Consider the following 20,105-nt stretch of genomic DNA (forward strand, 5'->3'; position numbering starts at 1 on the left):
GGGCCTCTGGACTATTGCCCGTGTGCCCCCATCTGCGCGTGATTGCCCACCCACCCGAAGGAACCCGCATGCTGTTCGACTCCGTCCAGGTCCGCGCGCTGACCCTGCGCAACCGCACCGTCATGGCGCCCATGACCCGCAGCCGCGCTGTCGAGGCCAACACCCCGAACGCGCTGATGGCTGAGTACTACGCCCAGCGCGCCAGCGCCGGTCTCATCATCACCGAGGGCACGTCCCCGTCTGCGAACGGCCTTGGCTACGCCCGCATCCCCGGGTTGTTCAACGCCGCGCAGGTCGCTGGCTGGAAGCTGGTCACCGACGCGGTCCACGCCCAGGGCGGCAAGATCGTCATCCAGTTCATGCACACCGGCCGCGTCACCCACGTCGCCAACCTGCCGGCCGGCGCCGAAGTGGTCGGCCCGGTCGACGGGGCCTGCCCTGGCGAGATGTACGTGGACGCGCTCGGCATGCAGCCGCACACCCCGGCCCGCGCCATGACCGAGGCCGACATCGCCCATGCGGTCGCCGAATACGCCGAGGCGGCGCGGCTGGCGATCGAGGCCGGCTTCGACGGCGTCGAGCTGCACGCGGCCAACGGCTACCTGATCGAGCAGTTCCTCAACGCCAACGTCAACACCCGCACCGACGGCTACGGCGGCAGCACCGCGGGCCGCAACCGCTTCGCCCTCGAAGTCGCCCGCGCCACGGTGGCCGCGATCGGCGCCGAGCGGGTCGGCATCCGGCTGTCGCCGTACGGCGTGTTCAACGGCACCGGCGCTTTCGCGGACGTGGACGCCCAATACCTCGCGCTGGTGCAGGAACTCTCCACGCTCGGGCTGATGTACCTGCACGTGCTGGACCACTCGGCGATGGGCGCGCCCGCCGTGCCGGCCGCGCTGAAGGCGGCGCTGCGGGCGGCGTTCGATGGCCCCTTCATCCTGGCCGGCGGGTTCGACGCCGCCAGCGCCGAACAGGCGCTCGTGGACGGGCAGGCCGACCTCATCGCCTTCGGCCGGCCGTTCATCTCGAACCCGGACCTCGTCGAGCGCATGCGCCAGGGCGCGCCGCTGAACCCGCCCGACATGGCGACGTTCTATACCCCCGGCCCGGTCGGCTACACCGACTACGCCTGACGGTCCCGGCGGGCAGGTGGTGCCCGCCTGTCCGCCTACAGCATCGGCATCTCGTCGACCGAGGCGTGCAGCTGCAGCTGCCCGTCCACCCGCCGGATGTCGACAAAGGGGGTCTCGGCAACGCGGATGTCCTGTTCGGCGACCGGCCCGCCCTGCACCTCCACCCGCACCCGGACGACCGCGGCCGTCACCGGCACGTCCACCGCATCCGCCAGCGAGATCGACGGGTCGGTCTGGACCTTGCGCCCGTAGTAGACCGTCAGTCCGTCGACCTGGATGGACACGGTGTCTTCCTGGAATCCATCGCGCAGCTTGAGGTGGAGGGGCATGACCGGCCTCGTTTCCATGTCGGATCGCGTTGATGACGGGAGGCTGCGAGGCACCGGGTTCCGGCTGCCGTCCAGCGGTGACCAGACCAGCCACAGGAACAGCGCCACCAGCGCCACGAGGGTGGCATGCAGGACGTGGCGCCATCGCATCGGGCTGGACATGGTCAGCACTCCTTCCGCAGAACCGGAAACAGCATCTCAGCAGCGGGGCCGGGCCGGATTGAGTACACGCAACGCCGTTGCGGCGCCCGCCACGACCCCCTGTCGGCCGCGGCCAGGACCTGCGAAACTCCGCCCCCACCATGCCCCCACGCCAGCTCCACTCCGCCTCTGCCGGCTTCGAAGCCGCCCTGCACGTCGACCTCCTGCCCGCCGGCCACCGCTCGCGCCGGCTGCACGGCCACAGCTTCTTCGCCACCGTGCGCGCCGAGCTGCCGGCGGGCTGGGCGCCGTTTCCGGGCAGCGAGGTGGCCGAGCTGCAGCGCCGCATGGAGGCCTGCGTCGCGCCGCTCGACTACGCCCGGCTCAACGACCTCGACGGCCTCGCCCAGCCGACCGACGAGAACATCGCCCGCTGGATTCGCACCCGGCTGGAGACGGCGTTCGACGTGCCCGGCATCGTGCAGATCGGCGTGCAGAGCACGGCGCACACCGGCGTCGACCTCGACCGCGCCGGCCACGCCCACCTCTGGCGCCGCTACCGCTTCCAGGCCGCGCACCGCCTGCCCAACGTGCCGCTCGGCCACAAGTGCGGGCGCATGCACGGCCACGGCTTCGAGGTCATCCTGCACGCCGACCAGGACATCGGCAGCAGCGACCTCGGCATCGACTACGACCGCATCGATGCGGTCTGGGCGCCGTTCCACACCCTGCTGAACTACCACTGCCTCAACGAGATCGCCGGGCTGGAGAACCCCACCAGCGAGGTCCTCTCCGCCTGGCTGTGGCAGCGCCTGAAGCCGCTGCTGCCCGAGCTGTCCTGGGTGACGGTGTACGAGACCGGCTCCTGCGGCGCCAACTTCGACGGCACGCACTACCGCATCTGGAAGGAGCTGACGCTCGACAGCGCGATCCGGCTGAAGCACGCGCCGGCCGGCAGCCCGCTCGGCGCCCTCCACGGCCACACCTACACGCTGCGCCTGCACCTCAGCGCCGAACTCGACACCGTGCAGGGCTGGACGGTCGATTTCGGCGACGTGAAGACGCAGTTCGATCCGATCTTCAAGGCCATCGACCACCGCCCGCTGTACGAGATCGCCGACCTGCCGGACGGGGATGCGCTGTCGCTGGCGCGCTGGGTGCTGGACAAGGGCCGCGCGGCGCTGCCGGAACTCGACCGCGTCGATCTGTATGAAACGCGGGGCTGTGGCGCGATCGTGATCGCCGCGACCGCCACGCAGGAGCTGGTGCCGGTATGACCTATTCCGTGAAAGAGCTGTTCTATACGCTGCAGGGCGAGGGCGCGCAGGCGGGCCGCGCGGCGGTGTTCTGTCGCTTCGCCGGCTGCAACCTGTGGACCGGGCGCGAGGAAGACCGCGCCGCGGCTGTCTGCACCTTCTGCGACACCGACTTCGTCGGCACCGATGGCCAGGGCGGCGGCAAGTTCGCGACGCCCGAAGCGCTGGCCGACGCGGTCGCGGCGCAGTGGCCAGCGGGTGCGGGCGGGCGGCCCTACGTCGTCTGCACCGGGGGCGAGCCGCTGCTGCAGCTGGACGTGCCGCTGGTCGACGCATTGCACGCCCGCGGCTTCGAGGTCGCTGTGGAAACCAACGGCACCCAGCCCGCCCCCGCCGGGCTGGACTGGATCTGCGTCAGCCCCAAGGCGGGTGCGGCGCTGCAGCTCACCCGCGGCGACGAGCTGAAGCTGGTCTACCCCCAACTGCTGGCGCGGCCCGAGCGCTTCGCCGCGCTGGACTTCACGCACTTCTTCCTGCAGCCGATGGACGGCCCGCAGCAGGCCGAAAACACCCGTGCGACCGCCGCCTACTGCATGGCGCATCCGCAGTGGCGGCTGGGGGTGCAGATGCACAAGGTGGTCGGCATCGACTGACCGGGACCGCCAGTCGACCAACCCTGTCGCGCCACCCGGCCTCTCCGTCGCCGGCCCTTCCGTCCCTTGCCCCGCCGGCCCCGGCCCCTCTGGCCCCGGCCCCTCCGTCATCCTCGCGAAGGCGAGGACCCACCTCGACCAACCACCGTTCACACCGTGCGTTGGTGCCCGCCTGCGCGGGCATGACGGGCGGGGGGGGCCTCCATGCTGTGGCTGTCGTCGCCGTCGCTTCCACTGCCTCTGGCCAATACCCGATAGAAAAATTTCCGAACTGAGGACTTGTCGCCCGCGCTCCCCGAGGGACCGGAGAGAGGGAAGGAGGGAGCGAAGGGGCAAGCCTCGACCCTGCACGCCGCGGCGGTGAAGCCTGTCCTGGTCTAATGATTTCGCACACACCGATAGGTGGAAATCACCTGGACAACGAACGTGACGAACACGAAACGAAGAGTCTTTGACGCGAGCTTCAAGCTGCAGATCGTGCAGATGATCCGGTCGCAGGGCCTGGGCATTGGCGAGGTCTGCCGGGACATGAAGCTGGGCGAGACGGCGGTGCGGCGCTGGCTGGCACAGGCCGATGCGGAACAGCTGGGGCAGCCTGGCATCGGCAAGCCGTTGACGGCGGAGCACCAGCGCATCCGCCAGCTCGAAGCCGAGAACAAGCAACTCCGGGGCGACGTAGAAGTTTTAAAAAAAGCATCGGCCTTCTTTGCCCGGGAACTGCGATGAGCTTCAAGCTCGTCGGGCAACTGCAAGAGAAGGCCGCGGTGGTGGAGCAGGTTTGCCGGGTGCTGGGCATCAGCCGCTCGGGCTACTACGCGGCCCGCAGGCGCAGCCGAATGCAGCCGGCGGTGTGCGAGGCCAGCGTGCAACTGAAGGCGGCATTTGCGGCCAGCGGCGGGGCGTACGGCAGCCGACGGCTGCGCACGGCGGTGGCCTCGCGTGGCATCGTCATGGGGATCTACCGCGTGCGCCGTTTGATGTGCCAGCATGGTCTGCGCTCGACGTGGAAGCGCAAGTTCGTGCACACGACCGACAGCAAACACGCGCTGCCGATCTCGCCCAATGTGCTGGCCCGACAGTTCAACCCGACGCGGCCCGATCAGGCCTGGGTCGCCGACATCACCTACATCCGCACGCGCAGCGGCTGGCTGTATCTGGCGGTGGTGCTGGACTTGTTTGCGCGCAAGGTGGTGGGCTGGGCGATGGCCCCGGACATGCAGGCCGGGCTGGTGTGCCGGGCGTTGCAACTGGCCATCGTGCAGCGCCAACCTGCGCCGGGCTTGATCGTCCACACGGATCGCGGCAGCCAGTACGCCAGCGCGGCGCATCAGGCGCTGCTGGCCAGACACGGCCTGGTCGGCAGCATGAGCCGCAAGGGCAACTGCTGGGACAACGCGGTGATGGAGCGCTTCTTCCTGAACCTCAAGATGGAGCGCGTCTGGCAGCGCGATTACGCCAACCATGCCGAGGCCACGAGCGACATCGCCGACTACATCGTCAGCTTCTACAACAGCGTGCGTCTGCACTCCACACTGGGCAACTTGCCACCCAATGCCTTCGAGCATCAATCGGCAATCACACAACCTATCGGGCTGTGCGAAATAACTTGACCAGGACACTGCCCACCCTCCCTGCCAAGAGAGGGGTGGCAGACCGTGCGGGTTGGCAGACCGGGACAGGACCGGCAGGGGTTGCCCCCTCCCGCACGGCCCGCCATAGACGTAGCCATGCGCGCAGATCGCGCCGTCAACAACGTTGAACGGACGTGAAAAAGCCGCGATGGGCGCGGCTTGAGTCTGCGCCTGTCTTCCGGGCTGCCAAGCCCGTGCTCGCAGTGTGTGCGAGCGGGGTGGATGCTACACCAGCCGCGACGTATATGGCCGGCGCCTATGCGCTTGACGCCCACCGCCGCCAGCGCTCGAATCCGCCCATGTCCACCGACCGCACCTTCATCGACCACCTCGCCGACCAGCTCCACGGTTTCGGTGCCTTCGCCCACCGCAAGATGTTCGGCGAGTACGCGCTTTACCTGGACGCCAAGGTCGTCGCGCTGGTCTGCGACAACCAGCTCTTCGTCAAGCCGACCGACGCCGGCCGCGCGCTGCTCGGGCCGGACGCCGCGATGGGGCCGCCGTATCCGGGCGCGAAGCCGCATTTCCAGGTGTCCGACCTGATCGACGAGCGCGAGGCGCTGGCGCGGTTGCTGCGCGTCACGGCGGAGGCGCTGCCCGAGCCGAAACCGAAGAAACCGACGCAACCGAAGACGCCGACGCCTGCTGCGCGGCGGTCACGCGCACCGGGTTGATGTGACTGACGGGGTGATGGGACGGTTCGGGCCTATCCTCGGCGCGTTCAACGTCGTTCTCCCACGGAAGTCCCCATGACCACCTTGCGCCCCCGCCACGAACGCCACCGCGAACGCCACCGCACCGACCGCATCGGCTGGCTGCGCGCCGCGGTGCTGGGCGCCAACGACGGCGTCATCTCGACCGCCAGCCTCGTCGTCGGCGTCGCGGCGGCGGGCACCGGTTCGGCCGATCTGCTGGTCACCGGCATCGCCGGGCTGGTGGCGGGGGCCATGTCGATGGCGGCGGGGGAGTACGTCTCGGTGTACTCGCAGGCCGACACCGAGCAGGCCGACCTGGCCCGCGAACGGCTGGAGCTGGCCGCCGATCCGGTCGCCGAACAGCGCGAGCTGGCCGGGCTCTACGTCGCCCGCGGTCTGACGCCCGAGCTGGCGGCGGAGGTCTCCGCGCAGCTGATGGCCCACGACGCGCTCGGCGCCCACGCCCGCGACGAGCTGGGCCTGTCCACCGAGCTGGCCGCGCAGCCGGTGCAGGCGGCGCTGGCGTCTGCGGCCAGTTTCGCGGTCGGGGCGGCGCTGCCGCTGGCCGTCACGGTGCTGGCGGCGGGGCCGCACGTGATCGCCTGGGTGTCGGGCACGGCGCTGGTGTTCCTGGCCGTGCTGGGCGGGCTGGCGGCGCAGGTCGGGGGCGCCAGCGTGTGGACCGGCGCCGGGCGCGTGACCTTCTGGGGCGCGATCGCGATGGCAGTCACGGCCGCGGCCGGGTCGGTGTTCGACCATCTGCTGGCGCTGTTGCGCTGACCGCGGCCCGTTCCGGCGGGCGCGCCACGCGATAATCCACAGATTGAGCGTCCCGCACGCCCGCCACGAGTTCCGCGCCGCCATGAGCCTCCCAGACCGCTACGACCCCACCGCCGTCGAATCCGCCGCCCAGACCGCCTGGCGCGCCGCCGACGCCTACCGCGTCACCGAAGACCAGACGAAGCCCAAGTTCTACGCCTGCTCGATGCTGCCGTACCCGAGCGGCAAGCTGCACATGGGCCATGTGCGCAACTACACCATCAACGACATGCTGACCCGTCAGCTGCGGATGAAGGGCTACAACGTGCTGATGCCGATGGGCTGGGATGCCTTCGGTCTGCCGGCGGAGAACGCCGCGCTGAAGAACGCCGTGCCGCCCGAGAAGTGGACGCGCGAGAACATCGCCTACATGAAGACGCAGATGCAGGCGATGGGCTTGGCGATCGACTGGTCGCGCGAAGTCGCGACCTGCGACCCTGAGTACTACAAGTGGAACCAGTGGCTGTTCCTGAAGATGCTGGAAGCCGGCATTGCCGAGCGCCGCACGCAGGTCGTGAACTGGGACCCGGTCGATCAGACCGTGCTGGCCAACGAGCAGGTGATCGACGGCCGCGGCTGGCGCTCCGGCGCGCTGGTCGAGAAGCGCGAGATCCCGGGCTACTACCTGAACATCGTGCAGTACGCCGACGAGCTGCTGGGCGCGGTCGCGAACCCGGAAGACCCGAACTACCTCAGCGGCTGGCCCGAGCGCGTGCGGCTGATGCAGGAAAACTGGATCGGCAAGAGCGAGGGCGTGCGCTTCGCCTTCCCGCACGAGATCGCGGGCGCCGATGGCGCGCTGATCCAGGGCGGCAAGCTCTACGTCTTCACGACGCGCGCCGACACCATCATGGGCGTGACCTTCTGCGCCGTGGCGCCGGAGCATCCGCTGGCGGCCCACGCTGCGGCGACGAACCCGGCACTGGCCGCGTTCATCGTCGAATGCGGGCAGGGCGGCACGACCGAAGCCGAACTCGCCACGCAGGAAAAGAAGGGCATGCCCACGGGCCTGTTCGTCACGCACCCGCTGACCGGCGCGCAGGTCGAGGTCTGGGTCGGCAACTACGTGCTGATGAGCTATGGCGATGGCGCCGTGATGGGCGTGCCGGCGCATGACGAGCGTGACTTCGCGTTCGCGAAGAAGTACGGCATTGCCATCAAGCAGGTCGTCAAAGCGGGCGACGAGGTGTTCTCGCTCGACGCCTGGGCCGACTGGTACGGCGACAAGCAGCGCGCCGTGTGCGTCAACTCGGGCGCGCTGGACGGGCTGCCGTACAAGGAGGCCGTCTCCAAGGTCGCCGAACTCGTCGGCGCCAAGGGCCTCGGCGAGAAGAAGACCACCTGGCGCCTGCGCGACTGGGGCATCAGCCGCCAGCGCTACTGGGGCACGCCGATCCCGATCATCCACTGCGACGACTGCGGCGCGGTGCCGGTGCCGGCCGCCGACCTGCCGGTCGTGTTGCCGATCGACTGCGTGCCGGACGGCTCGGGCAACCCGCTGAAGAAGCGCACCGACTTCCTGAACGTCGCCTGCCCCTGCTGCGGCAAACCCGCGCAGCGCGAGACGGACACGATGGACACCTTCGTGGACTCGTCGTGGTACTTCATGCGCTACTGCGACGCGCAGAACAGCGATGCGATGGTCGCCGGCGGCACCGACTACTGGATGCCGATGGACCAGTACATCGGCGGCATCGAGCACGCGATCCTGCACCTGCTCTACGCCCGCTTCTGGACCAAGGTCATGCGTGACCTGAAGCTGGTCAAGATCAACGAGCCGTTCACCAAGCTGCTGACGCAGGGCATGGTGCTCAAGGGCGCCTTCTTCCGCAAGCCGGAAGGCGGCGGCAAGAGCTACTACTGGGAACACGAAGTCAACGTCCTGACGAACGACCACGGCGTCACCATCGGCGGCACGTTGAAGGCGGACGGCCTGCCGCTCGACTACGAGATGACGACGATGTCGAAGTCCAAGAGCAACGGCGTCGATCCGCAGGAGCTGATCAACCAGTACGGCGCCGACACCGCGCGCCTGTTCGTGATGTTCGCGTCCCCGCCGGAGCAGACGCTGGAGTGGAACGACGCGGGCGTCGAGGGCGCGCACCGCTTCCTGAAGCGCGTCTGGGGCTTTGCCGCCAAGAACGAGGCGGTGCTGGTGGGTGCGGCTGGCAAGGTGTCGGGCGAGCTGCCCGCTGCCGCCAAGGCGCTGCGCCGCGAGGTGCATCTGGTGCTGCGCCAGATCAGCCACGACTACGAGCGCATGCAATACAACACCGTCGTCTCCGGCGGCATGAAGCTGCTGAACGCGCTGGAAGCCTACAAGCACGACGGCAGCGCCGCGTCGGCCGCCGTGCTGCGCGAGGGCTACTCGGTGCTGCTGCGCGGCCTCTACCCGGCCTGCCCGCACACGACGTGGAAGCTCTGGGCCGACCTCGGCTACGCCGCCGCGCTGGGCGACCTGCTCGACGCGCCGTGGCCGCAGGTCGACGAGGCCGCGCTGGTGCAGGACGAGATCGAGCTGGTGCTGCAGGTGAACGGCAAGACCCGCGGTTCGATCACCGTGCCGGCCGGCGCGGACAAGGCGGCGATCGAAGCCGTGGCCGCGGCCAGCGCCGAGGTGGCGAAGTTCGCCGAAGGCAAGCCGCCGAAGAAGATCATCGTCGTCCCCGGCCGCCTCGTGAACGTGGTGGTCTGAGGCGATGCGGCGGCGCCTGTTCACGCTGGCGGTGGCCGCGGCCCTGGCGGGCTGCGGCTTCCAGCTGCGCCGCCCGCCGGAGCTGCAGCTCAAGCGCATCTACCTCACTGGCTTCGACACCTACTCGCCGATGGGCGACGAGCTGCGCCGGCAACTGCGCGCCAGCCCCGGCGTCGTGCTGACGGCGACCGCCGCCGAGGCCGATGTGGTGTTCGACGCGCTGGAGGATGCGCGCGAGCAGGTGGCGGCGGCCTCGACCGCCACCGGGCAGGTGAGCGAGCTGACGCTGCGCGCCCGCCTGCGCTTCAAGGCCCGCACGCCTGCCGGCCGCACGCTGATCGCCCCGGCCGAGCTGACGCTGACCCGCGACGTGAGCTACAGCGAGGCCAGCGCGCTGGCCAAGGAGCAGGAAATCGCGCTGCTGTTCCGCTCGATGCACACCGATCTGGCGGCGCAGGTGCTGCGGCGGCTGGCGGCGCTGGGTCCGGGCTGAGCCGCCATGCAACTGCGCGCTGACCAGCTTCCGCAGGCGCTTGCCAAGGGCCTGCGCCCGCTCTACGTCATCCACGGCGACGAGCCGCTGCTGGCGCAGGAGGCCGCCGACGCGATCCGCAGCGCTGCACGCGCCGCCGGCTACAGCGAGCGCAGCGTCCACACCGTGGCCGGCGCGCAGTTCGACTGGTCCGGCCTGCTCGGCGAGGCCAGTGCGCTGAGCCTGTTCGCCGACCGGCGCGTGATCGAGATCCGCATTCCCTCGGGCAAGCCGGGCAAGGACGGCTCGGAGGCCTTGCAGCGCTACGTCGAGACGCTGTCCGACGACAACCTGACGCTCATCCTGCTGCCCAGGCTCGACCGCACGCAGCAGACCAGCGCGTGGTTCACCGCGCTGGACGGCGCGGGCGCGACCATCCGCATCGACCCGGTCGAGCGCCGCGCGCTGCCGCAGTGGATCGCGCAGCGGCTGGCCGCACAAGGGCTGCGCATCGAGGACGGCGAGGCGGGGCAGCACGCACTGGCCTTCTTCGCCGACCGCATCGAGGGCAACCTGCTCGCCGCGCACCAGGAGATCAGCAAGCTGGCGCTGCTGCACGCACCGGCCGATCCGCGTGGTGCGCCGACGGTGCTGACACAGACCCAGATCGAGTCCGCCGTGCTGAACGTGGCGCGCTACGACGTGTTCAAGCTCGGCGAGGCGGTGCTGGCCGGGCAGGTGGCGCGGGCGCTGCGCATGCTCGACGGGCTGGAGGCCGAGGGCGAGGCGGCCGTGCTGGTCCACTGGACCCTGGCCGACGACCTGCGCGGGCTGCAGCGCGTGCACACCGCCATGCTGCAGGGCAAGCCGCTGCCGCTGGCGCTGCGCGATGCGCGGGTCTGGGGCGTGAAGGAAAAGCTGTTCGAGCGGGTCGTGCCGCAGCTGGATGCCGCCACGCTCACCGCGCTGGTCGCCGCCGCCCACACGGTGGATGGCATCGTCAAGGGCGTGCCCGACCGCCAGTGGCCGGCCGCGCCGTGGGCGGCGCTGCGCCGGCTGGTGCTGCTGACGGTGCAGGCCGTGCAACGCAAGGGGCCGCCGCTGGCGCTGACGGGCTGAACGCCAGCGCTCGGTTGCATCAACCGGGGATTCGGCCCACTTTTCCAGACTTCCGCGCCGCCGCGACGAGAGGATGCTCAGGGCATTTCCGTGTCGAAGGATGGTGATGTTCCTGAACTCGTGGTGGTGGCGTTGCGGGGGTGCGCTCCTGCTCCGGCTGGCTGTGGGACTGGGGCTGCCTGGCGTGGTGCAGGCGGCTGCCGTGACCGTGCAGACCCTGGACCCGGCGGGCAAGCCGCTGGCCGGGGCGGTGGTGGCGGTCGAGGTGGGCAGCGTGGCCAGGGTGGCGGCCCCCGGTACCCGCGCCGAGATCAGCCAGCGCCAGCGCGCCTTCGACCCGGGCTTGCTGGTGGTGCAGACGGGCACGTCGGTCGATTTCCCCAACCTCGACACCGTGCGCCACCACGTCTATTCGTTCTCGCCGGCCAGGACCTTCGAGCTGAAGCTCTACAACGGGCGGCCGTCGACCCCCGTGGTGTTCGACCGCGCGGGCGTCGTCGTGCTCGGCTGCAACATCCATGACCAGATGGTCGGCACGGTGGTGGTGGTCGACACGCCGCTGTTCGGTCGCACGGATGCGGCTGGCCGGGTCGTGCTGGAGGTGCCGGCGGGGGAACACCGCCTGCTGACCTGGCATGCCCGGATGCGCGAGGGCACGGACCTGCTCGCCCAGGCGCTGAAGGTCGGGGTGGCCGGTGCGGTGGTCGTGACGGTCAAGCTGCCCGTGGTGGCTGCGCCATGAGCACGGTCATGGCACGGCTGTCCGGCTGGCGCCTGAGCGGGCTGGAGCGGCGCATCGTCTGGCCCTTCCTGCTGCTGCTGGTCGTGGTGCAGGGCATCAGCCTGATGCTGGTGAACGGTGCGATCGGAGACAGCGCCACGCGCGCGATCGACAACGATCTGCAGACCGGCCAGCGCGTGTTCACCCGGCTGCTGGAGCAGCGCGCCGAGCGCCTGTCCGAGGCGGCGGTGCTGCTGGCCTCCGACTTCGGATTCCGCTCGGCCGTGAACAGCCGCGATGTCGACACGCTCAGCGATGCGCTGGAAAACAATGGCCGGCGCATCGGCGCATCGCTGGTGATCTACACCGATCCGGCCTGGCGCCCGGTGGCCGCGACCGGGCTGGACATCGGCCGCGTGGCGGCGCTGCTGCCCGCGGCCCGCCTCATGGCCATGACCGACCCGGTGGGCGGCATGTCGGTGCAGCGCGCACGCCTGACGCTGATCGAGGGCCGGGCCTACCAGCTCGTGGCCGTGCCGGTGAAGGCCCCGCGCACGGTCGGCTGGGTGCTGATGGGCTTCGTGCTGGACCGCTCGGTGCTGCAGCAGCTCGCCGCCATCACCGGTCTGCGCGGTGCGGTGCTGCTCGACGGTCCCCCGGCGCATACCCTGCTGACCACCTTCGTGCAGGCCAGCGACCTGCGGGCCGAATCCAACCCGACCGCCAGTCCCTGTGGCCGCGAGCTGCACGAGTCGGGTGCCCGCTGGCGCAGCTGCGAGTTCGTGCTGGACACGGGCGTGTCCGACGGACGTGCCGCGCCGCCGCTGCGGCTGGTGCTGGCGCATTCGGTGGACGAGGCACTCGCCCCCTTCGTGCGGCTGCAACTCACCTTGCTGCTGCTCACGGGGGTCGGTATGGTGGTGTTCGGCGTGGGCGGTGCCATGACGGCGCGGCGCCTGAGCCGGCCGATCCGCGGGCTGCGGCGGGCGGCCGAGCGCCTGAGCCTGGCCGACTACGACACGCCGGTGCGGGTGCCCGACGAGCGGGTGGTCGGTGATGAGCTGGTGCAGCTGGCGCAGGCCTTCGAGTCGACCCGCCAGGCGGTCCAGCAGCGCGAGCAGACCATCACCCGGCTGGCCTACTGGGACACGCTGACCGGCCTGCCCAACCGCGCCCAGTTCGTCAGCGTGCTGCGGCAGCGGCTGCAGGTCGATGTGGCCGGCGGCGTGGCGCCGGTGGCGGTGATGATGCTCGACCTGGACCGCTTCAAGCATGTGAACGACGTGCTCGGCCACCAGTTCGGGGACCGGCTGCTGTGCGAGGTGGCGCAACGACTGGACTGGGCCTGTCGCCTTCCGGGGATGGTGCTGGCCCGCTTGAGCGGTGACGAGTTCGGCCTGCTGCTGCCCAGCCAGGGACCGGCCCATGCCCGCGAAGTGGCGCACGCGCTGCTGGCGGTGCTCGACCAGCCCCTCCGGCTCGACGACCACACCATCGACCTCAGCGCGAGCCTGGGCATCGCCTTCGCGCCAGACCACGCCACCGAGCCGGAAGCGCTGCTGGGCCTGGTCGAAGTGGCGATGTACGCCGCCAAGCGCCGCCAGCTGGGCGTGCTGGTCTACGACACGTCGATGGACACGCGCAGCAGCGCCTCGCTGTCGCTGTTGAGCGAGCTGCGCGTGGCGATCGAGCAGGAAGAGTTGCGCCTGTACGTGCAGCCCAAGGTGGATCTGAAGACGGGGCAGGTGCTCGGGGGCGAGGCGCTGGTGCGCTGGCTGCACCCGCAGCGCGGGCTGGTGCCGCCGATGCAGTTCATCCCCTTTGCCGAGCAGACCGGCTTCATCCGCCAGATCACGGTCTGGATGCTCGAAACCGGCGTGCAGGCGCTGCAGCGCTGGCAGGAGGCGGGGCTGTCGATGAAGCTGAGCATCAACCTGTCGACCCGCGATCTGCTCGATCCCACGCTGACGGACCGCGTGCGCGGCCTGCTGGACCGGCACCGCGTCTCGGCGGCCTGGCTGTGCCTGGAGATCACCGAGAGCGCGATCATGGACGACCCGGCGCGGGCGCTGCAGACGCTCCAGAAGCTGCACGAACTCGGCGTGCGCCTGTCGATCGACGACTTCGGCACCGGTTACTCCTCGCTGGCCTACCTGAAGCGGCTGCCGGTCGACGAGCTGAAGATCGACCGCAGCTTCGTCACCAACATGGAGCGCGATCTGGACGACGCGCGCATCGTGCAGTCCACCATCGGGCTGGCGCACAACCTCGGGCTGACCGTGGTGGCCGAGGGTGTGGAGACCGACAAGGCCTGGGCGCTGCTGGCGCGGCTGGGCTGCGACGAGGGCCAGGGCTATGGCATCGGCCGCCCGATGCCGTCCGCCGAGTTCCTCGGCTGGGTGCGCCGCTGGGAGGCGCCGTCCAACGAGGCGCTGCACGTCGACACCGATTTCGCGCAGATGCTCTGATCCGCGCAGGGACCGTGCTTCAGTAGCCGGTGCGCCGGTCCACCTGGTGCACCAGCGGCTCGCCACGGCGCCAGGCGGCCAGGTGCTGCGCCACGATCCGAGCGGCCGAGCGCGCGTCGGTCTGCGCCGCCACATGCGGCAGCACGGTGACCGCGGGATGGGTCCAGTAGCGGTGACCGGCCGGCAGCGGCTCCTGGTGGAACACGTCCAGCACGGCATGGCCGAGGTGGCCGTCGTCGAGCGCGGCCAGCAGGTCGGCGTCCACCACGTGCGCACCGCGGGCCAGGTTCACCAGCGCCGCGCCACGCGGCAGTTGCCGCAGCACGGCCGTGTCGATCAGGCTGCGGGTGTCCGGCGTCAGCGGCAGCAGGTTGATCAGGACCTCGCTGTCGGCCAGCACCGGGCCGAGCGGCTCGCCACGCCGCCAGCCGGTGACCCGGTAGCCCAGCGCCCGCAGCCGCGCGCTCACCGCGCCACCCATCTGCCCTTGCCCCAGCACACCGATGCGCACCTCGTCGGCCCGGCGCTGGGGATGCTGCCGCCAGACACCGTCGTGCTGCTGGCGCGCGTAGGTGTGGAAGCCGCGGTGCAGCATCAGCACGGCCCACAACGCCGTCTCCGCCATCGCGGCGTTCATGGCCGGATCGACCATGCGCACGATCGGCAGGCCGGCCGGGACCGTCGGATCGGCCAGCAGCCTGTCGACCCCCGCCCACAGCGACTGGACCAGCCGCAGCCGCGGGTAGCGCTGCAGCGCGCCGGCGGGCGGGTTGGCGACGATGGCGATCTCGACCGTTGCCGGATCGTGGTCCGGTTCGCCGGCGCGCACCAGCGTGTCACCGGGCAGTGCGGCGGCCAGCGCGGGCAGCCACTCGGCCCACTCCTGCGCATCGAAGCGGCAGGCCAGCGCGATCGGTCCCGGCGTGGCGCTCACGGCATGGCCTGCAGCGCCGACACCAGCACCGCCAGCGCGTGGTCGCGCGTCTGGGCGCGGACGGCGGCGCGGTCGCCCTCGAAGTGCCGGCATTCGGTCCAGATCCAGCCCGGCAGCGCCCAGGCGAACCAGACGGTGCCGACCGGCTTGGCCTCGCTGCCGCCCCCCGGTCCGGCGATGCCGGTGACGGCCACGGCCACTTCGACCCCCGCTTCGCGCTGCGCGCCCGCGGCCATCGCCCGGGCCACGGACTCGCTGACCGCGCCGTCGCTGGCGATCAGCGCCGAGTCCACGCCGAGCATCTCGGACTTGGCGGCGTTGCTGTAGGTGATGAAGCCACGGTCGAACCAGTCGCTCGACCCGGCCAGGTCGGTGCAGGCGGCGGCGATCATCCCGCCGGTGCAGCTCTCGGCGGTGGCGAGGTGCCAGCCCGGCGGGCGCAGCAGGTCGGCGAGGCTGTGGACAACGTGGTCCGCGTGGTCGGAGGCGGTATCGGACATCACAGGACTCCCTGGACAAGGCGCGTCAGCGCCACGCCGACGGCGATGGTGAACAGCGTGCAGCCCGCGGCAACGAGGTCGTCGAACAGGATGCCGAAGCCGCCGCGCCAGCCGCCGCCCTTGAAGTGCTGGTCGGCCCAGCGCACGGGGCCGGGCTTGGCGGCGTCGAAGTAGCGGAAGAGGGCGAACGCGGTGATCTGCAGGCCCAGGCTGGCCGGCGTCAGCACCCACAGGATGAGCCAGAAGGCGAGCACCTCGTCCCAGACGATGAAGCCCGGGTCGGCGATGCCGGCGTTCGTGGCCGCGACGGTGCAGGCCCACCAGCCGACGAAGAAGCCGCCGAGCAGCGTCCAGCCCCAGCCGGCGCTGTCGAGCCAGACATTCAGCACGGCGAAGGCCACCCAGGCCCACAAGGTGCCCGCCGTGCCGGGGGCGATCGGGCTCAGGCCGCTGCCGCCGCCGAGGGCCAGGAAGTGCGCCGGGTGGCTCAGCAGGAACCGCGGGCCGACACGCCGTTTCGGGGCGGGGCGGGCTTCGACATCGGACACGTCATCGGCGGGGACGTTCATGGGGGCTTTCGGCATCAGCTGCGGAAATGGTCGAACGAGGCCCAGGGCGTGGCCACGCGGTGGCCGTGGCGGTCGTGGACCGTGGTGCCGCTCTCGGCGGTGATGCGGCCGATGCAGCGCACGCCGGTGGCGCTGCGCTGTCCGGCGGCCCGCACGGCGCCGTGGTCGGCGGGCGCGGCGGTGAAGAGCAGCTCGTAGTCGTCGCCGCCGGCGAGCAGGCATTCGTGCTGCAGCGCAGCGGTCTGCGCGCGCATCAGCGGGCTGCGGGGCAGGGCGTCGGCGTCGAGGACCACGCCGAGCGGGCGGCCGTCCGGGCCCGAGCGGCGCAGCACGTGCTGCAGATCGCCGAGCAGGCCGTCCGACACGTCGATCGCGCTGCTCGCCACGCCGCGCAGCGCCAGCCCGAGCGCGACCCGCGGCTCCGGGCATTCCATCGCCAGCCGCAGGTGGTCGAAGGCCTCGCCCGGCACGCGCAGGCCCGGCGTGCCGCGGAAGACCTCCAGCGCCAGCCGGGCGTCGCCGAGCCAGCCGGGTTCGTCTTCGCCGAGCGGGTGGCTGACCCAGAGTTCATCGCCCGGCCGCGCGCCGCTGCGCAGCAGGGCGGCGCCCGTGGGCACCTCGCCGAAGATGGTGAGGCACAGGTTCAGCGGCCCGGCGGTCGTGTCGCCGCCGACCAGGTCGAGGTCGTGGCGGTCGGCCAGCGCGTGCAGGCCGCGGGCCAGGCCGGCGAGGAAGGTGTCGTCGGCCCGTGGCAGGGCCAGCGCGAGCGTGTAGGCCAGCGGTTTCGCCCCGCAGGCGGCCAGGTCCGACAGGTTCACCGCCAGCGCCTTGTGACCGAGCCGCTCGGGCGCGACGGTAGACAGGAAATGCCGGCCCTCCACCAGCATGTCGCTCGACACCGCGAGCTGCATCCCGGGGGCGGGGGCGATCAGCGCGCAGTCGTCGCCGACGCCGAGCGGGCTGCGCCGGGCGGGGCGCGTGAAGTGGCGGGCGATGAGGTCGAATTCTCCGAGGGACATGGGGTCGTTGGCTGCTTTCAGTCGTCCGTTTTCAATCCAGGCCGGCGCCGCGCAGCACATTGGCCAGCTCGACTGCCGATTTCACATCCATCTTGTCGAACACCCGCGCGCGGTGGACTTCCACGGTGCGCACGCTGATGTCCAGTTCGTCGGCGATCTGCTTGTTGGCGCGCCCGGTGGTCACCAGGCGCATCACCTCCAGCTCGCGCTCGGTCAGCTCGGCCAGGTGGCGGCGCAGGCCGTCGCGCTCGCGCAGCCGGGCCAGCGCCTGTTCGCTGCGGCCGAGGGCTTCCACCACGCGATCGACCAGCGCATTGTCGGAGAACGGCTTCTCGACGAAGTCGAAGGCGCCGCGCTTGACCGCCATCACCGCGGTGGCCACGTCGGCGTGGCCGGTCAGGAAGATCACTGGCAGCACCTCCAGCCAGCCGCGCTCGATCAGCCGCTCGAACAGCGCCATGCCGTTCATGCCGGGCATGCGCATGTCCAGCAGCAGGCAGGCGGGCGAGTCGGGGCGCACGTCGTGTTTCTCGATCGCGGCCCAGAACTCGTCGGCCGATGCATAGGCCCGTGGCAGCAGCCGGCGCGAGCGCAGCAGCCAGGACAGGGCATCGCGCAGCACTTCCTCGTCGTCGACGACGAAGACCGTGCCACTCTGGGTCTGGACGCGTGCAGTCATGGCGGGGGACTCGGGATGGGGGCGGTGGGGGGCGGTGGAACCGGCGACGAAGACGGGAGCGTAAACCGGAATGTGGTGCCGCGGCCAGCCGGGCCGGGGCTGAAGTCGAGCGCGCCGCCGTGCTGCTCGATCACGGTGCGGCACATCGCCAGCCCGATGCCCATGCCTTCGGGCTTGGTGCTGAAGAATGGCGTGAAGAGCTGGCGCGCCACCGCCTCCGGAATGCCGGGCCCGTGGTCGATCAGCCGGAACGCAACCCAGCGCGCGTCGACCGGCCGCACCTCCAGCCGCAGCGTGCGCTGGTTCAGCGGGAGTTCCGCGTCTTCCTCCATCGCCTGGATGCCGTTGCGGGCCAGGTTCAGCAGCACCTGCTCGACCATCGTCCGGTCGCAGGACACGCGCGGCGGCGGTTCGGGCACATCGATCTCGATGCGGGTGTGGCTGCTGCGCGCGGCCAGGCGGACCAGCGGCAGCACGGCTTCGATCAGCTCGCTCGCCCGCACGTTCTCGCGCAGCCGCTCGCGCCTGCGCACGAACTGGTGGACGCTGCGGATCACGCGGCCGGCGCGCTCGGCCTGCTCGGCGATGCGGGCCACCGCCTGGCGGATCATCAACTGGGTGTCGAGGTCGGCGGGCGGGTCGTCCGGGGTCTCGGGCATCAGGTTGAGGCTGCCGGTGGCGTAGCTGGCGATGGCGGCCAGCGGCTGGTTCAGCTCGTGGCTGAGCAGCGTGGCCATCTCGCCCATGGTCGCCAGCCGGGCTGCCGCCTGGAGCTTGTCCTGCTGCTGGCGCGAGAGTTCCTCCATGCGGCGCTGGGCGCTGACGTCGAGCACGGTGCTCATCCAGCCGCCGGGCCGGCCGCGGGCATCGACCAGCGGCGCCTCGAAGATCAGCACCGGGAAGCGCTCGCCGTTGCGGCGCATGAACACGGTCTCGTGGCCCTCGCGCGGCGGCGCGTTGCCGGCGTTGCGCTCGCGCTGGCGTTCGGTGTAGAGCGCGGCCATCTCGGGGGGCCAGTAGGGCGGGGTCTCGGCCTGCAGCAGCTCGTCCGCCTCGTAGCCGACCATCTGGCAGAAGGCAGGGTTGACGTAGGTGATGCGGCCGTCGGGGGTGCGCGCGCGCAGGCCGGTGACGAGCGAGTCTTCCATGGCCTTGCGGAAGGTCAGGGCCTCGGCCAGCGCCTGTTCGGCCGTCGAGCGGCGGCGCACGTCGTGCACCAGCAGCAGGATCACGACCCCGAGCGCCACCGACAGCAGCACGACCAGCGCCGCGCTCAGGTTGGGGATCAGCCGCGGCACGCCCTGCAGGCTGTCCAGCCGCACCACCGCGGTGAACCCCGAGACGTCGATCAGCCGGTCCGCGACGAACACGCCGGCACCCCGCCGCGAGCCGGTCCGGGCCAGTCGGGTGCCATCGGCTTCGACCAGAAGCACCTCGTGGCGGCGCACGATCTCCGCCGGAATCGCCACCCGCAGCAGGTCCGACAGCCCCAGCGTGACCACGACTGCATCGGATGCGCTGGTTTCCTGGGTCAGCGGGATGCACAGGTCGACCACTTCCAGTCCCAGGCCGTTCGGGTTGGGCAGGAAGTAGGTGCGCGAGTAGGCGGGTGCGGCGAATCGGCGCGCGGTGGCGCAGGCGATCTCGGCATCGACCGACATGCCCTCGCGCGGGATGCTCTGGAACTGCATCGGGTAGGCGGCAGAGGCCACGACCTCATCGACCGAGAACCCGGGGCCGCGGCGCTCGATGCGCAGGACCTCGGAGCGCTCGTGCAGCATCTGCGCGGCTTGCGGGCGCCAGAGGTCGGGCCGGCCCCGGTCCCACAGCAGCCGCTGCAGGGTCTGCGCGTTGTCCAGCAGGCGCTGGCGCACGTCGGCGGCCGCTGCCAGGGCCGTGGTTTCGGTGTCTTCCTGGCGCTGGCTCTGCTCCTGCTGCCAGGTCAGCCACAGCAGGGCCGCCTGCACGGTGACCACCAGCGCCACCAGTGCCGCCCACAGCGGCGCGCCCTGCCAGCGGCGCGACGCGGTCGCCAGCAGCGCGGACAGGGCGGTGGGCGAGGACGGCGGCGGCGGCGTGGCGGCAGGCATGGCCGAGTATCGAGCCCCGGCCCGGCCGGGGGCTACGCAGTTTCGCGGATGCCGTTGTCCGCGTTCCGGCTGACCATGCAGGAAGCGCATGGCCCCATGCCATGACAGGGCAACCACAACCGCGCACAGTGCCGGGGGGCTTCCTACAATCGCCAGCCCCGCTCCTGCGCCTTCAGCCGAAC

18 protein-coding genes are annotated in these 20,105 nt (G+C 71.0%); 11 read left to right on the forward strand and 7 right to left on the reverse strand.

The window, feature by feature from the left end; all coding sequences use genetic code 11:
* The first annotated feature begins 68 nt into the window (after nt 1–68).
* Complete coding sequence (locus tag BDD16_RS09395; RefSeq protein WP_179633702.1) at nt 69–1,133, forward strand: alkene reductase; 1,065 nt, start codon at nt 69–71, stop codon at nt 1,131–1,133.
* A 35-nt stretch (nt 1,134–1,168) separates the two neighbouring features.
* Here BDD16_RS09395 and BDD16_RS09400 read toward each other — a convergent pair whose 3' ends face one another.
* Nucleotides 1,169–1,624, reverse strand: coding sequence for a hypothetical protein (locus tag BDD16_RS09400; protein ID WP_179633703.1), 456 nt, complete (start codon nt 1,622–1,624; stop codon nt 1,169–1,171).
* A gap of 140 nt (nt 1,625–1,764) precedes the next feature.
* On the opposite strand from BDD16_RS09400, the gene BDD16_RS09405 reads away from it, so the two are divergent.
* From BDD16_RS09405 to BDD16_RS09450, 10 genes are all read left to right on the forward strand, one after another.
* Nucleotides 1,765–2,880, forward strand: coding sequence for a 6-carboxytetrahydropterin synthase (locus tag BDD16_RS09405; protein WP_179633704.1), 1,116 nt, complete (start codon nt 1,765–1,767; stop codon nt 2,878–2,880).
* Nucleotides 2,877–3,512, forward strand: a complete 636-nt coding sequence (gene queE / locus BDD16_RS09410; RefSeq protein ID WP_179633705.1) for a 7-carboxy-7-deazaguanine synthase — start codon at nt 2,877–2,879, stop codon at nt 3,510–3,512. The genes BDD16_RS09405 and queE overlap by 4 nt, the downstream gene beginning before the upstream one ends.
* 408 nt (nt 3,513–3,920) lie before the next feature.
* Nucleotides 3,921–5,122 (forward strand): IS3 family transposase gene (locus BDD16_RS09415; RefSeq protein ID WP_375139092.1). Its coding sequence is split into 2 segments (ribosomal slippage): nt 3,921–4,209 and nt 4,209–5,122, totalling 1,203 coding nucleotides; the frame shifts between segments, so codons are not numbered across the junction.
* Nucleotides 5,123–5,442: 320 nt separating this feature from the next.
* A complete protein-coding gene (locus tag BDD16_RS09420) occupies nt 5,443–5,817 on the forward strand; it encodes a TfoX/Sxy family protein (protein ID WP_179633706.1) in 375 nt (124 codons plus the stop codon).
* 75 nt (nt 5,818–5,892) lie between these two features.
* Nucleotides 5,893–6,618, forward strand: coding sequence for a VIT1/CCC1 transporter family protein (locus BDD16_RS09425; protein WP_218897756.1), 726 nt, complete (start codon nt 5,893–5,895; stop codon nt 6,616–6,618).
* A gap of 82 nt (nt 6,619–6,700) precedes the next feature.
* Entirely contained in the window at nt 6,701–9,352 is a 2,652-nt protein-coding gene (gene leuS, locus BDD16_RS09430) for a leucine--tRNA ligase (protein WP_179633707.1), read from the forward strand.
* Between the two features lie 4 nt (nt 9,353–9,356).
* Nucleotides 9,357–9,845, forward strand: coding sequence for an LPS-assembly lipoprotein LptE (locus BDD16_RS09435; RefSeq protein ID WP_179633708.1), 489 nt, complete (start codon nt 9,357–9,359; stop codon nt 9,843–9,845).
* Nucleotides 9,846–9,851: 6 nt separating this feature from the next.
* Nucleotides 9,852–10,943 carry a DNA polymerase III subunit delta gene (gene holA, locus BDD16_RS09440; protein WP_179633709.1) on the forward strand — a complete coding sequence of 364 codons (1,092 nt, stop codon included), beginning with the start codon at nt 9,852–9,854 and terminating at the stop codon, nt 10,941–10,943.
* A 106-nt stretch (nt 10,944–11,049) separates the two neighbouring features.
* Nucleotides 11,050–11,685: a methylamine utilization protein gene (locus BDD16_RS09445; RefSeq protein WP_246332504.1), complete on the forward strand. Its 636-nt coding sequence runs from the start codon at nt 11,050–11,052 to the stop codon at nt 11,683–11,685.
* Entirely contained in the window at nt 11,682–14,132 is a 2,451-nt protein-coding gene (locus tag BDD16_RS09450; RefSeq protein ID WP_246332505.1) for an EAL domain-containing protein, read from the forward strand. The genes BDD16_RS09445 and BDD16_RS09450 overlap by 4 nt, the downstream gene beginning before the upstream one ends.
* 19 nt (nt 14,133–14,151) lie before the next feature.
* Here the strand turns inward: BDD16_RS09450 and BDD16_RS09455 are convergent, their stop codons facing one another.
* From BDD16_RS09455 to BDD16_RS09480, 6 genes are read right to left on the reverse strand one after another with little or no spacing between them, the layout of a single operon-like run.
* Nucleotides 14,152–15,066, reverse strand: a complete 915-nt coding sequence (locus BDD16_RS09455) for a 2-hydroxyacid dehydrogenase (protein WP_310732853.1) — start codon at nt 15,064–15,066, stop codon at nt 14,152–14,154.
* The gene (locus tag BDD16_RS09460) at nt 15,063–15,566 is read right to left on the reverse strand and encodes a CinA family protein (protein WP_179633711.1); all 504 of its coding nucleotides are present in this window, start codon (nt 15,564–15,566) and stop codon (nt 15,063–15,065) included. The genes BDD16_RS09455 and BDD16_RS09460 overlap by 4 nt, the downstream gene beginning before the upstream one ends.
* Entirely contained in the window at nt 15,566–16,135 is a 570-nt protein-coding gene (locus tag BDD16_RS09465; protein WP_179633712.1) for a phosphatidylglycerophosphatase A family protein, read from the reverse strand. Before BDD16_RS09465 ends, BDD16_RS09460 begins: the two co-directional genes overlap by 1 nt.
* Before the next feature lie 14 nt (nt 16,136–16,149).
* Entirely contained in the window at nt 16,150–17,154 is a 1,005-nt protein-coding gene (gene thiL / locus BDD16_RS09470; RefSeq protein WP_179633713.1) for a thiamine-phosphate kinase, read from the reverse strand.
* A 31-nt stretch (nt 17,155–17,185) separates the two neighbouring features.
* Nucleotides 17,186–17,833: a response regulator transcription factor gene (locus tag BDD16_RS09475; protein ID WP_179633714.1), complete on the reverse strand. Its 648-nt coding sequence runs from the start codon at nt 17,831–17,833 to the stop codon at nt 17,186–17,188.
* A complete protein-coding gene (locus BDD16_RS09480) occupies nt 17,830–19,923 on the reverse strand; it encodes a two-component system sensor histidine kinase NtrB (protein ID WP_179633715.1) in 2,094 nt (697 codons plus the stop codon). Before BDD16_RS09480 ends, BDD16_RS09475 begins: the two co-directional genes overlap by 4 nt.
* Between the last annotated feature and the right edge of the window lie 182 nt (nt 19,924–20,105).

The organism is Sphaerotilus montanus, assembly GCF_013410775.1.
In the GTDB taxonomy this organism is placed as follows: domain Bacteria; phylum Pseudomonadota; class Gammaproteobacteria; order Burkholderiales; family Burkholderiaceae_C; genus Sphaerotilus; species Sphaerotilus montanus.

Bases quoted from the DNA above. Each gene is read 5' to 3' on its own strand.
- BDD16_RS09400 (WP_179633703.1), bottom strand. From the start codon at position 1,624: ATGTCCAGCCCGATGCGATGGCGCCACGTCCTGCATGCCACCCTCGTG.
- BDD16_RS09435 (WP_179633708.1), top strand. From the start codon at position 9,357: ATGCGGCGGCGCCTGTTCACGCTGGCGGTGGCCGCGGCCCTGGCGGGC.
- BDD16_RS09465 (WP_179633712.1), bottom strand. From the start codon at position 16,135: ATGAACGTCCCCGCCGATGACGTGTCCGATGTCGAAGCCCGCCCCGCC.
- queE (WP_179633705.1), top strand. From the start codon at position 2,877: ATGACCTATTCCGTGAAAGAGCTGTTCTATACGCTGCAGGGCGAGGGC.
- leuS (WP_179633707.1), top strand. From the start codon at position 6,701: ATGAGCCTCCCAGACCGCTACGACCCCACCGCCGTCGAATCCGCCGCC.
- holA (WP_179633709.1), top strand. From the start codon at position 9,852: ATGCAACTGCGCGCTGACCAGCTTCCGCAGGCGCTTGCCAAGGGCCTG.
- BDD16_RS09480 (WP_179633715.1), bottom strand. From the start codon at position 19,923: ATGCCTGCCGCCACGCCGCCGCCGCCGTCCTCGCCCACCGCCCTGTCC.
- BDD16_RS09405 (WP_179633704.1), top strand. From the start codon at position 1,765: ATGCCCCCACGCCAGCTCCACTCCGCCTCTGCCGGCTTCGAAGCCGCC.
- BDD16_RS09460 (WP_179633711.1), bottom strand. From the start codon at position 15,566: ATGTCCGATACCGCCTCCGACCACGCGGACCACGTTGTCCACAGCCTC.
- BDD16_RS09425 (WP_218897756.1), top strand. From the start codon at position 5,893: ATGACCACCTTGCGCCCCCGCCACGAACGCCACCGCGAACGCCACCGC.
- BDD16_RS09445 (WP_246332504.1), top strand. From the start codon at position 11,050: ATGTTCCTGAACTCGTGGTGGTGGCGTTGCGGGGGTGCGCTCCTGCTC.
- BDD16_RS09475 (WP_179633714.1), bottom strand. From the start codon at position 17,833: ATGACTGCACGCGTCCAGACCCAGAGTGGCACGGTCTTCGTCGTCGAC.
- BDD16_RS09395 (WP_179633702.1), top strand. From the start codon at position 69: ATGCTGTTCGACTCCGTCCAGGTCCGCGCGCTGACCCTGCGCAACCGC.
- BDD16_RS09420 (WP_179633706.1), top strand. From the start codon at position 5,443: ATGTCCACCGACCGCACCTTCATCGACCACCTCGCCGACCAGCTCCAC.
- BDD16_RS09450 (WP_246332505.1), top strand. From the start codon at position 11,682: ATGAGCACGGTCATGGCACGGCTGTCCGGCTGGCGCCTGAGCGGGCTG.
- thiL (WP_179633713.1), bottom strand. From the start codon at position 17,154: ATGTCCCTCGGAGAATTCGACCTCATCGCCCGCCACTTCACGCGCCCC.